This is a genomic window from Amycolatopsis balhimycina FH 1894 (assembly GCF_000384295.1).
Lineage (GTDB): Bacteria > Actinomycetota > Actinomycetes > Mycobacteriales > Pseudonocardiaceae > Amycolatopsis > Amycolatopsis balhimycina.
On sequence record NZ_KB913037.1, the window covers coordinates 4,543,352 to 4,556,379 of the forward strand.

12 protein-coding genes are annotated in these 13,028 nt (G+C 69.8%); 6 read left to right on the forward strand and 6 right to left on the reverse strand.

Annotated elements, in window-relative coordinates; genetic code table 11:
• Positions 1–53 precede the first annotated feature (53 nt).
• Positions 54–707 (forward strand): HD domain-containing protein, encoded by a 654-nt coding sequence (locus tag A3CE_RS0120070; RefSeq protein WP_020641899.1) that lies wholly within the window; start codon positions 54–56, stop codon positions 705–707.
• On the opposite strand, the gene A3CE_RS0120075 is transcribed toward A3CE_RS0120070, so the two are convergent.
• Together A3CE_RS0120075 and A3CE_RS0120080 are read right to left on the reverse strand one after the other, a co-directional pair.
• A complete protein-coding gene (locus tag A3CE_RS0120075; RefSeq protein WP_020641900.1) occupies positions 704–1,354 on the reverse strand; it encodes a class II aldolase/adducin family protein in 651 nt (216 codons plus the stop codon). The two genes, A3CE_RS0120070 and A3CE_RS0120075, sit on opposite strands and share 4 nt — an antisense overlap.
• Positions 1,355–1,604: 250 nt before the next feature.
• On the reverse strand, positions 1,605–2,507 hold the full coding sequence (locus A3CE_RS0120080; RefSeq protein ID WP_020641901.1) for a coiled-coil domain-containing protein: 903 nt from the start codon (positions 2,505–2,507) through the stop codon (positions 1,605–1,607).
• A gap of 228 nt (positions 2,508–2,735) precedes the next feature.
• Between A3CE_RS0120080 and A3CE_RS0120085 the strand changes: the two genes are divergently transcribed.
• Positions 2,736–3,911, forward strand: coding sequence for a DUF445 domain-containing protein (locus A3CE_RS0120085; protein ID WP_051183925.1), 1,176 nt, complete (start codon positions 2,736–2,738; stop codon positions 3,909–3,911).
• A gap of 52 nt (positions 3,912–3,963) precedes the next feature.
• On the opposite strand, the gene A3CE_RS0120090 is transcribed toward A3CE_RS0120085, so the two are convergent.
• Positions 3,964–4,350: a hypothetical protein gene (locus tag A3CE_RS0120090; RefSeq protein WP_020641903.1), complete on the reverse strand. Its 387-nt coding sequence runs from the start codon at positions 4,348–4,350 to the stop codon at positions 3,964–3,966.
• A 118-nt stretch (positions 4,351–4,468) separates the two neighbouring features.
• Here A3CE_RS0120090 and A3CE_RS51410 point away from each other — a divergent pair, with 118 nt between their 5' ends.
• Together A3CE_RS51410 and A3CE_RS0120100 are read left to right on the forward strand one after the other, a co-directional pair.
• Entirely contained in the window at positions 4,469–7,183 is a 2,715-nt protein-coding gene (locus A3CE_RS51410; RefSeq protein ID WP_020641904.1) for an AfsR/SARP family transcriptional regulator, read from the forward strand.
• Positions 7,184–7,224: 41 nt separating this feature from the next.
• Positions 7,225–8,433, forward strand: a complete 1,209-nt coding sequence (locus A3CE_RS0120100) for a DUF445 domain-containing protein (protein WP_020641905.1) — start codon at positions 7,225–7,227, stop codon at positions 8,431–8,433.
• A 62-nt stretch (positions 8,434–8,495) separates the two neighbouring features.
• Here the strand turns inward: A3CE_RS0120100 and A3CE_RS0120105 are convergent, their stop codons facing one another.
• The 3 genes from A3CE_RS0120105 to A3CE_RS0120115 are packed head-to-tail and all read right to left on the reverse strand — an operon-like array spanning position 8,496 to position 11,134.
• Positions 8,496–9,371, reverse strand: a complete 876-nt coding sequence (locus tag A3CE_RS0120105; RefSeq protein WP_020641906.1) for a metal ABC transporter permease — start codon at positions 9,369–9,371, stop codon at positions 8,496–8,498.
• A gap of 3 nt (positions 9,372–9,374) precedes the next feature.
• Positions 9,375–10,220 carry a metal ABC transporter ATP-binding protein gene (locus A3CE_RS0120110; RefSeq protein WP_020641907.1) on the reverse strand — a complete coding sequence of 282 codons (846 nt, stop codon included), beginning with the start codon at positions 10,218–10,220 and terminating at the stop codon, positions 9,375–9,377.
• Positions 10,221–10,222: 2 nt separating this feature from the next.
• Positions 10,223–11,134 (reverse strand): metal ABC transporter solute-binding protein, Zn/Mn family, encoded by a 912-nt coding sequence (locus A3CE_RS0120115; protein ID WP_026468675.1) that lies wholly within the window; start codon positions 11,132–11,134, stop codon positions 10,223–10,225.
• Between the two features lie 177 nt (positions 11,135–11,311).
• Here A3CE_RS0120115 and A3CE_RS0120120 point away from each other — a divergent pair, with 177 nt between their 5' ends.
• On the forward strand, positions 11,312–12,412 hold the full coding sequence (locus A3CE_RS0120120; protein WP_026468676.1) for a LacI family DNA-binding transcriptional regulator: 1,101 nt from the start codon (positions 11,312–11,314) through the stop codon (positions 12,410–12,412).
• A 102-nt stretch (positions 12,413–12,514) separates the two neighbouring features.
• Complete coding sequence (locus tag A3CE_RS0120125) at positions 12,515–13,006, forward strand: beta-class carbonic anhydrase (RefSeq protein WP_020641910.1); 492 nt, start codon at positions 12,515–12,517, stop codon at positions 13,004–13,006.
• The last annotated feature ends 22 nt before the right edge of the window (positions 13,007–13,028 follow it).

Genomic DNA, 13,028 nt, shown 5'->3' on the forward strand with positions numbered 1-13,028 from the left:
CGCTTACCATTACTCCACCCGTCTGAACACCACGGCCGGGATGGGAGAGGTGTATGCGCACGCAAGAACGCACAATCGACCAGGCCACCGTCGACGCCGTCGGAAACCGGGTCCACCGGCTTTGCCACCAGTACGCCGAACGACTGCAGTTCCACGGCTGGCACCACGTGAGTTTCGTCCGCGCGAAGGCGATCGGTTTCGCCGCGTACAACGGCGCCGATCGCAGCGTGGTGGAGGTGGCCGCGGTGGTGCACGACGTCAACTACCTGGTGCGCCGGAACTCGCCCGCCGCCGCGGGCCGGAGCCTGCGCCTGGAAATCCTCACGGAGTGCGGCGTGCCCGCGGACGTCGCGCGGTGGGTCGACGAGATCGTCGACGAGGCGGAAATGGCCACTCGCGGCCGCGACATTTCGCTGGAAGCGCAGGCCCTGAGCGACGCGGACACGTTGTTCAAGGCGCTGCCGGTGACGCCGGTCGTGCTGGCGCACCGGTACCTGCGCGAGAACGGGCTGAGCCTGCGCGAGCTGGCGAACAAGATCGTCGGCGAGCAGTGCGACGTCCACGACGAGGGGTACTACTTCTACAACCCGGAGGCGGCCGCGACGTACTCGCGGTGGGCGACGGCGAACCTGCAGCTGTGGCAGTGCATCAAGGAGGCCGTCGACGACCCGACGGTGGTCGAACTGCTGGACGCGGTCGCTTCCTAACCCTGCCCGTAACCCCGCAGCCGCTCGACGACGTTGGCCACCTCGGGCGGCGGCAGCAGGCCGGGCCGGCCGGCACTCTGCGCGAGCAGCCACACGCGGCAGGCCCACTCGAGCTGCAGCGCACGGTGGTAGGCGGCCTCGAGGCCGTCACCGTAGGTGAGGGTGCCGTGGTTCGCCATCAGGCAGCCACGGCGCCCCTCGAGCGCTTCGAGCACAGCGGCGGCAAGCTCCGGCGTGCCATAGGTGGCGTAGCGCGCGACGCGCACCGAAGGGCCGATAGTGGCGACGATGTAGTGGATGGGCGGCACCTCACGCACGAGCGTCGACACGGCGGTGGCGTGCGGCGCGTGCGTGTGGACGACGGCGGTGACGGGCTCGCTGTCGGGATCGCGCACGTCCCAGTAGACGGACAGGTGCACCGGCAGCTCACTGGTCGGTTTGAACGAGCCGTCGACGACCGCGCCCCCGAGATCGACGACCGGGATGTCGGCCGGCGTCAGACTCGAGTAGGCGACCCCCGTAGGAGTGACGGCGACGAGCTCACCGGCCCGCAGGGAGACGTTCCCGGAGGTGCCGACGACGAGGCCGTCACCGACCATCCGACGCGCGTACGCGCACACCGCGGCCCGCTCGGTCTCGAGGATCATGCGCAGGTCCCGTCTCGTGGGCGATCAAGCAGCTGATGTGCACACTGCCAGCCGCCCACGAGCTTCGGCCAGTTCAATCCCTCGCCAGGCGGTCGCCGCGGCGATGTCATGAACGACCCTTTCACCTCGTCCGACGAGGTGAAAGGGTCGTTCAAGTGGTCTGGCGAGTCGCCGACTCGGCGCTTCACCGCCGACGGCCAGGTTGTCCACATTCGCGCATGCCTGTGGACAACCTGGCCGACCGGGACTGCTAAGCCTTCGCCGGAGCAGCGGGAGCAGCAGCGGCGGGAGCAGGAGCAGCCTTCGCTGCCGGAGCCGGCTTCCGGTCCCCGTTCTCCGCGGCCGAAGGCTCCGGGGCCAGCAGCCGCATCGCCTCCTTGACCGCCACGTCCGTGGCCGCGATGCGCTCGGCGACCTTCGTCCGCAGGTCCAGGGCCAGTTTCCGGTTCTGGTCGGCCGAAGCCTGCTTGGCCTGTGCGTCGGCCAGTGCCGCTTCCGTCTCCGCCTTCTTGCGCGCGAACTCCTCTTCGAAGTCCTTCTTGCGGCGGGCCAGCTCCTCCGAAGCCACCCGGTCCGCCTCCGCACGAGCCTCCGCCGCCGCAGCCTCCGCCGCAGTGTCCGCTTCCTGCCGCGCCCGCTCGGCCGCCGCCGCCAGCTCGACGCGCTTCGCGCCCGCCGCCGCGTTCAGCTTCTCGATCTCGCCCTTTGCCTCCGCCAGCAGGCGGGCGCGCTCCTCCTCCGCGTCCTTCGCCAGCTTGTCGGCCGTGCGGCGGGTCTCGTGCGCGTACTTGTCCGCCTGGTCGCGGGTCGACGCCGCGTCGGCTTCGGCCGCCGACCGCAGGTCCGCGATCTCCTCCTCGGCGAGCTGCATCATCATCCGGACGCGCTCGGCCATGGCGCCCGCGCCGGACGGGCTCGAACTCATCCTGGCCAGGGCGGCCTTCGTCTCGGCCAGTTCCTTCTGCGCGTACGACAGCGCCTTCGACAGATCCGAGGACGTCGCGACGGCTTCGTCGCGGCTCCGGGACGTCTCCCGCAAGTCCTTGTTCATTTCGGCGAGGCGTTCGTCGACCTGGCGCTGGTTGTAGCCGCGGACACCCACGGCGAACTGGGCGGTCTTGGGGGCAGGACTGGGCTTCTCAGGCGCGACCATCGGGCCACCTTAATGAGCAAGGGTCCTTCAGGACGTACCGCCAAAAGGATGCATCACGAAAACGAGAACCCCCGGTGACGCATGGCAGCCTGACCTCGGTTGACCAGCAGAGACCACTGTGGACATCCAGCACCGGGTGAACCGGGGGCGTCGCTACCCGCCGCCGCGGCTCCGGGCCGATAACGTGCGCGCGTGGACTTCGGCACGCACTGGCAGGTGTACGTCACCATGCCGTTCGTCGCGGCGCTGATCGGGTACGTCACCAAACGGGTCGCCATCGAGATGATGTTCCGGCCCCTCGAGTTCACCGGGATCCGGCCGTTCCTCGGCTGGCAGGGCGTGCTGCCCGCCAACGCCGAACGCATGGCGGCGACCGCCACCGAGATGCTGACGACCACCCTCGTCGACCCGAAGGAGATCTTCTCGCGGCTCGACCCGGCGCAGGTCGCGAAGGAAATCGAGCAGCCGCTGCTGCGGGTCGTCGAGGACGTCACCCGCGAGGTGATGGAGACCTACCAGCCCCGGCTGTGGGAAGTCCTGCCGAACAGCGCGCAACTGCTGCTGCTCAAACGCGTCCAGGCCGAGGCGCCCAGGGCGATCACCAAGATCATGCGGGAGATCGCGGACAACATCGAGGACGTCCTCGACCTCAAGCACATGGTCGTGACGAACCTCGTCCGCGACAAAGCGCTGCTCAACCGGCTGATCCGCGACATCTCGCGGCCCGAGATGCGGTTCATCGCCCGCTCGGGCGTCTACTTCGGCTTCACCCTCGGCTGCGTGCAGCTGGCGGTGTGGACGCTGACGAGGTCGCCGATCGTGCTGCCGCTGTTCGGCCTCGGCATCGGCTGGCTGACCGACTGGCTCGCCCTGAAGATGATCTTCCTGCCGCGCGAGCCCCGCCGGTTCTTCGGGCTCTACACCTGGCAGGGCGTCTTCCAGAAGCGCCGTGACCAGGTGGCCGCCGACTACGGCGACATGATCGCCCGCGAGATCATCACCATCCCCAACCTGCTCGAGGCGGTGCTGAGCGGCCCGAAGTCCGACCGCCTGTTCGCGATGATCACCCGCGAGGTGCAGAAGACGATCGACGCGCAGGCGAGCGTCGTCAAACCGTTCGTCGCCATCGCCGTCGGCACGAAGAGGTTCCAGGAGATGAAGCAGACGGCGGCGGCGAAGGCCGCGGAGCGCGTCCCGGAGACGATCCGATACGCCGAGAACTACGCGATCAACGCGCTCGACGTGCGCAACACGATCGTGGACCGGATGCGGAAGCTGAGCGCGCTGGAGTTCGAGCAGCTGCTGCGGCCGGCGTTCCGGCAGGACGAGTGGAAGCTCATCGCCGTCGGCGCGATCATCGGCGGGCTCGTCGGGGAACTGCAGGCGCTCGCCCTGCTCGGGTGAGCGAGGTAGGACGGTCCGCCCCGGGAGGGGACCGGGGCGGACCGGGACTTCGTCAGCCGAGGACGGCCTTGAACCAGTTGTAGGCGAGCTTGACCTTCTTCAGGATCAGCGTGTCGATCGCCGCGATCCCGATCTGGCAGATGATGTTCGCCGAGCACTTCTCGTAGAGCTTCTGCAGGCTGTCGTCGTGCTGCTTCATGCCGCTCTGCAGGGCGTACATGTCCAGCTTGCCCTTGACCTTGCCGTCGTAGGAGCTGATGAACTTGATCAGGCCCCACGAGCACTGGCTCGGCTTGTCGATGTAGGAGTGGCTGCCACTCAACGACGTGCATTCCATGACGTAGGTGTGCGGTTCCGCGTTCGCGGTGGCCGGGACGGCCAGCGAGAACAGGCCGATGGAGAGCACGCTCACCACGAGTGCGATCGCGGTTCGTTTCATCCTGTGGAGCAAGACTTGGTCCTTCCGGTTCGAAACGGGCCCCCCAGGCCCGTGGATCTTTCGTAGGGTCCTCGCCGGGCCTGGCAGCCGGCGGGCAAATCGATGGCAGACTGCGCGCGTGGAAATCCGCCTGCTCGGTCCGCTCGAAATTCGCGACAATTCGGGCAGGACGACGCGGATTACGTCGCCGAGGCAGCGCGTCGTCTTCGCCGCACTGGCCATGCGGCCCGGGCAGGTGGTCTCGGCCGAAGGGCTCGTCGATTGCCTGTGGGGCAACGACCCGCCACCGACGGCCCGGGAAACCGTGCACAGCCACATCACCAGGCTGCGCAAGAACCTGCCTGCCACCGAACGTGCGCGCATTGTGACCAGGGCGCCCGGTTATTCGCTCGACGTCGAACAACAGGACGTCGACCTGTTCCGCGTCCGCGAGTTGCACAAGGCCGCCACCGAATGCGGCGATCGGGAAAAATCGGTCATTCTCCTGAAGGAAGCACGGGCCCTTTCCGGCGGCGATCTGCTCGCCGACGTCGATTCGGAGTTGCTGCGGCAACGCCACGTGCCCGCCTGGGAAGAGTTCCTGCTGCAGCTGACCGAGGCGTGGGTCGACGCCGAAACGGCGTCGGGAAACCACGCCGGGGTGCTCGGCGAACTGCGTGCCCTGGTCGCCGGACGACCACTGGCCGAACAGTTCCGCGGCCGGCTGGTGCTCGCCCTGCACGCCACCGGGCAGACCGCCGAAGCACTTCGCGAGTACCAGCACGCCCGGCGGGCCCTGATCGACGGCCTCGGCGTCGAACCGGGCGCTTACCTACGCTCGGTGCAGCAGCGGATCCTCGCCGCCCCCGCGCCGCCGGCGGAGCCGAAGCCGGCCCTGTCCCCGGCGGAGCTGCCGCACGCCATCCGCGGGTTCGTCGGCCGGGCGCCGGAGCTCGCCGAACTGGACGCCGTGACCGGCGACGCGGGCATCGTCGTCGTCCACGGCATGGGCGGGATCGGCAAGACGACGACCGCGATCCACTGGGCCCACCACGTCCGCGACCGCTTTCCGGACGGCCAGCTGTACCTGGACCTGCGCGGCTTCGACCACACCGAGGCGCCGATGCGGCCCGCCGAGGCGCTGCCCCGGCTGCTGCACTCGATCGGCGTGCCACCCGGCTCGGTCCCGCCGACGGTGGACGAGCAGGCCGCCCGGCTGCGCAGCCTGCTCGCCGATCGCCGGACGCTCGTGCTGCTGGACAACGCCGCCGACGCGGAACAGGTCCGGCCGTTGCTGCCGGGCGGGCGCCGGTGTCTCGTGCTCGTCACCAGCCGCACCCGGTTGAGTGCGCTGATCGCACGAGAGCACGCGGCGTCCGTCCGGTTGGGACCGTTCAGCCCGGACGAGTCCACCGACCTGCTGGCCGGCTACCTCGGGCCGGCTCGCCTACGGGCCGACCAGGCGGGCGTGGCCGCGTTGACGGCCTACTGCGGCCACGTCCCCCTGGCACTGAGCATCGTCGCCGCCCGCGCGCTGGAGGACCCCGAGCTCTCGCTGTCCGACCTGACCACCCAGCTCCGCGCGGGGCAGCGGCTGGACGCCTTCGAACTCCCCGGGGAGAACCTCCGCACCGTGTTCTCCTGGTCGTACCGGGCCCTCAGCCCGGCCGCGGCCAGGCTGTTCCGGCTGCTGGCCGTGCACCCCGGCCAGACGCTGAGTGCGCCGAGCGCGGCCGCGCTCGCGGGGGCGGACCGGGCCGGGGACGCGCTGGCCGAGCTGACCCGGGCGCACCTGCTCGACCGGCACGCGGGCGACCGCTACCGCTGCCACGACCTGCTGCGGGACTACGCCGCGGAACTCGTCGCCGAAGATCCCGAGGAATCGCTTGCGCGGCAACGAGTCCTGGACTGGTACCTGCACACCGTCGCGGCCACCGAACCCTGGCTGCGACCCCATCGTCCACCCTTCGACCTGGTCGAGCCGATCACCACCGTCACTCCACCGGCCTTCTCCGGCAACCAGGACGCGATGCGGTGGTGCGAAGCGGAGCAGGCCAACCTGGTCGCCGCGATCGACGACGCCGCCGGCCACGGCCTGCACGTCCACGCCTGGCAGCTGGCGCTGGCCCTGTCGACGTTCTGCTATGTCGGCAAACGCCGGCGTGACTGGCTTGCGACCAGCGAGGTCGGCCTGCGCTCCGCGCGGGCGGCCGGGGACGCCAAGGCGGAAGGCGCGCTGCTCGCCTGTCTCGGCTCCGCACACGGGGTGAACGGGCAGCACGACGATGCCATCGGGTACTACCGGCAAGCGCTGCCACTCCATCGGGCGACCGGCGACCACGACCGGGAGCCGGTGACGCTGAACAGCATGGCCGTCGCCTACGCCGAGACCCGCCGGTTCGAACCGGCACTGGCCGCGTTCACCCAGGCGAGGGAGCTGCACCGCGATCGCGGGAACGCGCTCGGCGAGGCGCTGGCCCTGATGAACATAGCGCTGGCCAGCAGCTCGCTGGGCCGGCTGACGGCGGCGACGGCCCACAACCGCGAGGCGCTGGCCGTGTTCCGCCGGCGCGGGGACCGGTACCACACGGCGATCTGCCTGGCGAATCTCGCCGAGACGTACGCCCTGCGGGACGACCACCGCCGCGCCGTCGACCGCTACCGGCAGGCGATCGAGCAGCACGTCCTCGCCGGGAACGCCTTCGGCAGGGCACGGACGCTGATGAACCTCGGCCGTTCCCTGTCCCGGCTGGGTGAACCGGATCAGGCCCGTGACTGCTGGCGGCACGCCCGGACCGTGTTCGAGGAAATCGGCGACCCGCAGGCGGCGGAGGCTTCGGCCCTGCTCGGGTAGCCCGGTACGGTTTCGATCTCGGCACGGCGAGGGAGGTCGGAATGGACGCTGTCCTGCACGACCTCGCCCTGCACTGGCCGCTGTACGCGGCGATGCCGTTCGTCGCGGCGCTGATCGGGTACGTCACCAAGCGCGTCGCCATCGAGATGATGTTCCGGCCGCTGGATTTCGTGGGGATCCCGCCGGTTCTGGGGTGGCAGGGCGTCGTCCCCAAGCACGGCGGGCGGATGGCCGCGGTGGCGACCGAACTGCTGACAGCGAACCTGCTGGACCTTCGCGAGGTGCTGGGCCGGATCGACCCGGTGATCATCACGAGCGAGCTGGAGCAGCCACTGCTGCGCGCGGTCGGCCACGTCGCGCGCGAGGTGCTCGCCGAGCACCACCCGCGGCTGTGGGAGGTCATGCCGACGCTGGCGCAGGAGATGCTGATCAAGCAGATCCAGGCGTCGGCGCCGCGGCTGGTGCGGGAGTTCCTCGACGACGTCCGCGAGAACCTCGACGACGTCCTCGACGTCCAGCACATGACGGTCCAGCGGCTGACGCGGGACAAGGCGCTGCTGGTCCGGCTGATCCGCGAGACGTCCCGGCCCGAGATGGCGTTCATCGCGCGGATGGGCATCTACTTCGGCTTCGGGCTGGGGCTGGTGCAGACGATCGTCTGGGCGTTCACGCGCGAGCCGTGGGTGCTCCCGGCGTTCGGCGGCGTGATCGGGCTGTGCACGGACTGGCTGGCGATCAAGCTGATCTTCGTCCCCCGCGAGCCGGTCCGCGTCGGCCGGGTGATCTTCCAGGGCAAGTTCCAGCGGCGGCGCGCCGAGGTGGCCCGGCAGTACGGCGAGCTGATCGCGAACGAGGTCCTGACGGTCCAGAACCTGCTGGACGCGGTGCTACGCGGCCCGCGCGCCGACCGGCTGGCGGCGTTGGTGGAGAACCTCGTTTCGGAAACGGTCGACACGCAGGTGCCGCTGTCCCGGACGCTGGGTGGCACGCGCCTGCGGGAGATGAAGCACGCGGCGGCCCGGAAGGCTTTGGAACAGCTACCCGATACGGCTCGGTACGCCGAGGGGTACCTGACCGAGGCGATGGACGTCGCGAAGATGATCGAGCAGCGGATGCTGGCGTTGACGCCGCTGGAGTTCGAGGGGCTGCTGCGGCCGGCGTTCCGTCAGGACGAGTGGAAGCTGATCGCCGTCGGCGGGGTGATCGGGTTCGTGGTCGGCGAACTCCAGGTCCTGCTGATGCTGGGCTGACGAGCGCCACTTTCACGTGAAAGCGACCACCTGGGGGCGTAGCTTTCACGTGAAAGTGGCGCTCAGGCCGCCGCGACGAGAGCCGGTTCCACCGCGCTCACCCGGGTCCGCCGGTCGCGCTGCCAGGCGATCAGCCGGCACACCACGTAGATCAAGAACGAAATCGCCGTCACGAACGCGCTCACCGGCAGGCCCGGCGCCAACGACAGCACGATCCCGCCGAGCGCGGACACCTCCGCGAAGACCACCGCCAGCACCGTCGCCCGCAGCGGTGACGCCGTCACTCGAGCAGCCGCCGCGGCGGGTGTCACCATCAGCGCCACCACCAGGAGCGACCCGACCACCTTCACGCTCAACGCCGTCGACACCCCGACCAGCAGCGCGAACACCACCGTCAGCGTCTTGACCGGGACCCCGCGCGCCACCGCCACGTTCCGGTCCACCGAAGCGAACAGCAGTGGCCGGTACACCAGCCCCAGCACCGCCAGCACCACGACCGACGACACCACGAACAACGTCAGGTTCGTCGAATCGATGGTGATGATCTGGCCCGTCAGGATGCCGAACTTGTTCCCGGACCGTCCTTTGTAGAACGACAGGAACAGCACGCCCATCCCGAGGCCGAACGACAGGATCACGCCGATCACCGAGTCGCGGTCCGCGTCGCGCGCGCCGAGGATCCCCAGCAGCAGGGCCGCCACCACCGCGCCGATCAGGGCGCCGTACTCGACGCCGATGCCCAGCAACAACGCCGCCGCGCCGCCGGTGAACGCCAGCTCGGACGTCCCGTGCACCGCGAACGACATCCGCCGCATCACGATCAGCGGGCCCAGCACGCCGGCCACCAGGCCGAGGATCGCCGCCGCCAGCAGGGCCGTCTGCACGCCCTCGAGCTCGGTGATCAGCTCCCAGGTCTTGCCGAAGTCGAACAGATCCAAGACTCAGCCCACTTGCTCTTCGACGTCGTGTTCGTGGTGGTGCGGCTCGGCCTCGCACAACGCGCTCTGCGCGCCCGCGATGTGGATCTGCCCGCCGACCTTGAGCACCTCGACGCGGGTGCCGTACAGCTCCGACAGCGTCGACGTGGTCATCACCTCGTCCGGCTTGCCGATCCGGAACTGGCCGTTGACCAGGTACAGCACCCGGTCGACGAACGGCAGCACCGGGTTGATCTCGTGCGTCACGAACAGCACCGCCGTCCCGGCCGTGCGCCGCCGCGAGTCGATCAGCTCGCTGATCGCGCGCTGGTGCGCCAGGTCCAGTGACAGCAGCGGCTCGTCGCAGAGCAGCACCTCGGGGTCGCCGACCATGGCCTGCGCCACCCGCAGCCGCTGCTGCTCGCCGCCGGACAGCCGCCCCACCGGCTGCTTCGCGTACCGCGTGGCGCCCACCGCGTCGATCGCCGAAGCGACGAGACGCCGACGCGCCGCCATGCCGAACAGGCCGGGGCCCCAGCGGTGCCCGTCGAGGCCCAGCCCCACCAGGTCGACGCCGCGCATGGTCAGCGACTCGTCGATCGCGCGCTGCTGGGGGATGTAGCCGATCTTGCGGTTCGCGCCGCCCGGGCGGCCGCCCGCGATCTCGACCGTGCCCGCCGACAGGCCCTGCATGCCGAGCAGGGCCTTGAGGAAGCTGCTCTTGCCGGACCCGTTCGGGCCGAGCACGGCGAGGAACTCGCCCGGCTCGACGACGAGGTCGAGCCCCGACCAGAGGGTGCGGGGACCGAACGCCAGGCCCGCCCCGCGGACCCGGACCGCAGGGCGTACGTCGTCGGAAGCGGGAGACATGGCTACTTCAACGCCCCCGACAGCTCGTCGACTTCCCCGGTCATCCAGCCAATGTAGTCCGTCACACCCTGGGGCAGCGTCTCGGTCACATCGACGACGCCGATCCCGGCCGCCTTCGCCTGCCCGACGACGTCCTGGGTCAGCGGCGTCACCGTCTGCGCGTTGTTGATCAGCGCCTTGACCTGCTTGGTCGCGATGAGCTGCTTGTAGGTGCTGACCGCGTCGGCCGGCACGTCGGTGTCGTTCTCCACCGCGTCCGAGAACGCCTTCGGCGTCGCATCGGTGATCTTCGCGCTCGCCAGCAGGTAGTGCGCGACCGGCTCGGTGACGACGACCTTGGTGCCCGGGTGGGCGGCACCGAGCTCTCCGAGGCGCTTCTCCAGCGCGTCGACCTTGGCCTTGAACGCCGTGGCGTTGTCGGCGAACTGCTGCTTCGACGCCGGCTGCAGCTCGCCGAGCTGCGTCGCGAGCCGGTCGGCGACCTTGTCGACGCCCGGCAGGTCGTACCAGACGTGCTCGTTCTCGTCGCCGGTCGCGGCGATGTCGTAGGCGACGAGCTTCTTCGCGTCACCCGCCTGTTCGGTGAGCTTGCCGAAGAACTCGTCGTAGCCGCCGCCGTTGGACAGCAGCAGCTGCGCGCCCTTCGCCGCCAGCGCGTCGTCGGCCGTCGTCTCGTACGAGTGCGGGTCGGCCGACGGGTCGTGGATGATCGACTTGACCTCGACCTTGTCGCCGCCGACGGCGCTGACCACGCTGCCCCAGACGTCGGTCGAGGCGACGACCTTGATCTTCCCGGAGCCGCCGGACTGCGCGCCTCCGTCTGAGCCGGACGTTCCGCCGGAGCACGCGGCCAGAGCGAAGACGGACAGGGCCGAAGCGGCGGCGAGCACGCTCCTGGTGCGGCGGGAACTCATCCAAGGACTCCTACAGACGCTAATGGAAACCGTTGTCAGATTCACCTTACCCCATCCGGATGACTTTCTGGCCGGCAGATCCCGCTTTGGTGTATGCATCTCCGCGCATGCGGATCGAGACATCGACCACGCGGGGTGTCTCTTCATGAATTCGATCTGAACCGTTACGGTTTGCTGATGGGACGTCCTATTCGCACCCGGAGGCAGGCGACACTGGCGTCGCTCGCGGCGGAGCTCGGTGTGTCCAGGACCACGGTGTCCAACGCCTACAACCGGCCGGACCAGCTGTCCCCGGAACTGCGCCGCCGCGTCCTCGAGACCGCGCGACGCCTCGGCTACCCCGGCCCCGACCCGGTCGCCCGCTCATTGCGCACGCGCAAAGCGGGCGCGGTCGGACTGCTGCTCACCGAGAACCTCTCCTACGCCTTCCGCGACCCCGCCGCCATCGGCGTGCTCGAAGGACTGGCGCTGGCCTGCGAAGACGCCGGAGTCGGCCTGCACCTGGTGCCGGCCAGCCCGGGCCGCGAGGACGTCGCCGCGGTGCACCGCGCGGGCGTCGACGGCTTCGTCGTCTACTCCGTGCCGGACGACGACCCGCACCTCGCCGCCGTGCTCGAGCGGCCGGTACCGACGGTGATCATCGACCAGCCGAGCATCGAGGGCATCGACCGCGTCGGCCCGGACGACGCGGCGGCGGTCGGCAAGATCGCCGAACACCTCGTCTCGCTGGGCCACCGGCAGGTCGGCGTGATCTGCATGCGGCTCGCCCGCGAGCGCAACGACGACTTCGTCTCCACGACACGGCAGAGCGGCGCGCACTTCCACGTCCAGCGCACCCGCCTGGAGGCGCTGGCCATCGCGTTCTCGGCGGCGGGCGTCGACTGGGCGGGCGTCCCGGTGGTCGAGCGCTTCGACCACACGGTGGACGACGGCGCGTCCGCGGCCCGCCAGCTGCTGGACGCGTACCCGCAGATCACGGCCGTGATCTGCACCTCGGACATCCTCGCGCTCGGTGCCATGGCCGAGGCCGAGCGGCGCGGGCTGCGGGTGCCGCAGGACCTCACCGTCACCGGCTTCGACGGCATCGCCGAGGCCGAGCGGCTCGGGCTCACCACGGTCCACCAGCCCGTGCTCGAGAAGGGCAAGACGGCCGGGCGGCTGCTGCTCAGCTCGGGCGAGCGGAGTGCGCCGAAGACGATCACCCTGCCAACCGAGCTGCGCATCGGGCGGACGTCGGCGCCGCCGCGGACCGTCGAGGAGCCCTGGTTCGGCGGCTGACCGGCCGTGACATTGCTCGTAGTGCATTGCCCGATCGGGTACTCACCGGGTGCAATGGAGTGGCACGCCCGCGCCGCGGGGCCACTGGCCGGAAGGTGACCGATGACCTCGATCGACGTACTGCTCAAGCGCAACCAGGAACTCGGCGAAGTCACTCCCGGTGACCGCTCGACGCCGAGGCCCTCGCTCCAGGTGGCCGTCCTGACCTGCATGGACGCCCGGATCCGGGTGTTCGAGCTGTTCGGCCTGCTCCAGGGTGAATCGCACGTCCTCCGCAACGCGGGCGGCGTGGTGACCGACGACATGATCCGCTCGCTGGCCCTGTCGCAGCGCAAGCTCGGCACCCGCGAGGTGCTGATCGTCCAGCACACCGAGTGCGGCCTCTCGATGGTCACCGAGGACGACTTCAAGGACGAGCTGGAGAACGACACCGGCCTGCGGCCGACGTGGTCGGTCGAGGCCTTCCGCAACGTCGAGAACAGCGTCCGGACGTCGGTGGAGCGAGTGCGGCGGAGTGCCTATCTGCCGCATACGGACAACGTGCGCGGGTTCGTCTACGACGTGAAGACGGGGAAGCTCACCGAGGTCGAGTAGGTTATCGTTCCCATTCAGATGT

Excerpts from the sequence above, each read along its gene's own strand:
- A3CE_RS0120100 (WP_020641905.1), top strand. The coding sequence starts at position 7,225 with ATGGACGCTGTCCTGCACGACCTCGCCCTGCACTGGCCGCTGTACGCG.
- A3CE_RS0120080 (WP_020641901.1), bottom strand. The coding sequence starts at position 2,507 with ATGGTCGCGCCTGAGAAGCCCAGTCCTGCCCCCAAGACCGCCCAGTTC.
- A3CE_RS0120075 (WP_020641900.1), bottom strand. The coding sequence starts at position 1,354 with ATGATCCTCGAGACCGAGCGGGCCGCGGTGTGCGCGTACGCGCGTCGG.
- A3CE_RS0120120 (WP_026468676.1), top strand. The coding sequence starts at position 11,312 with ATGGGACGTCCTATTCGCACCCGGAGGCAGGCGACACTGGCGTCGCTC.
- A3CE_RS0120090 (WP_020641903.1), bottom strand. The coding sequence starts at position 4,350 with ATGAAACGAACCGCGATCGCACTCGTGGTGAGCGTGCTCTCCATCGGC.
- A3CE_RS0120085 (WP_051183925.1), top strand. The coding sequence starts at position 2,736 with ATGCCGTTCGTCGCGGCGCTGATCGGGTACGTCACCAAACGGGTCGCC.
- A3CE_RS0120110 (WP_020641907.1), bottom strand. The coding sequence starts at position 10,220 with ATGTCTCCCGCTTCCGACGACGTACGCCCTGCGGTCCGGGTCCGCGGG.
- A3CE_RS0120125 (WP_020641910.1), top strand. The coding sequence starts at position 12,515 with ATGACCTCGATCGACGTACTGCTCAAGCGCAACCAGGAACTCGGCGAA.
- A3CE_RS0120070 (WP_020641899.1), top strand. The coding sequence starts at position 54 with ATGCGCACGCAAGAACGCACAATCGACCAGGCCACCGTCGACGCCGTC.
- A3CE_RS0120115 (WP_026468675.1), bottom strand. The coding sequence starts at position 11,134 with ATGAGTTCCCGCCGCACCAGGAGCGTGCTCGCCGCCGCTTCGGCCCTG.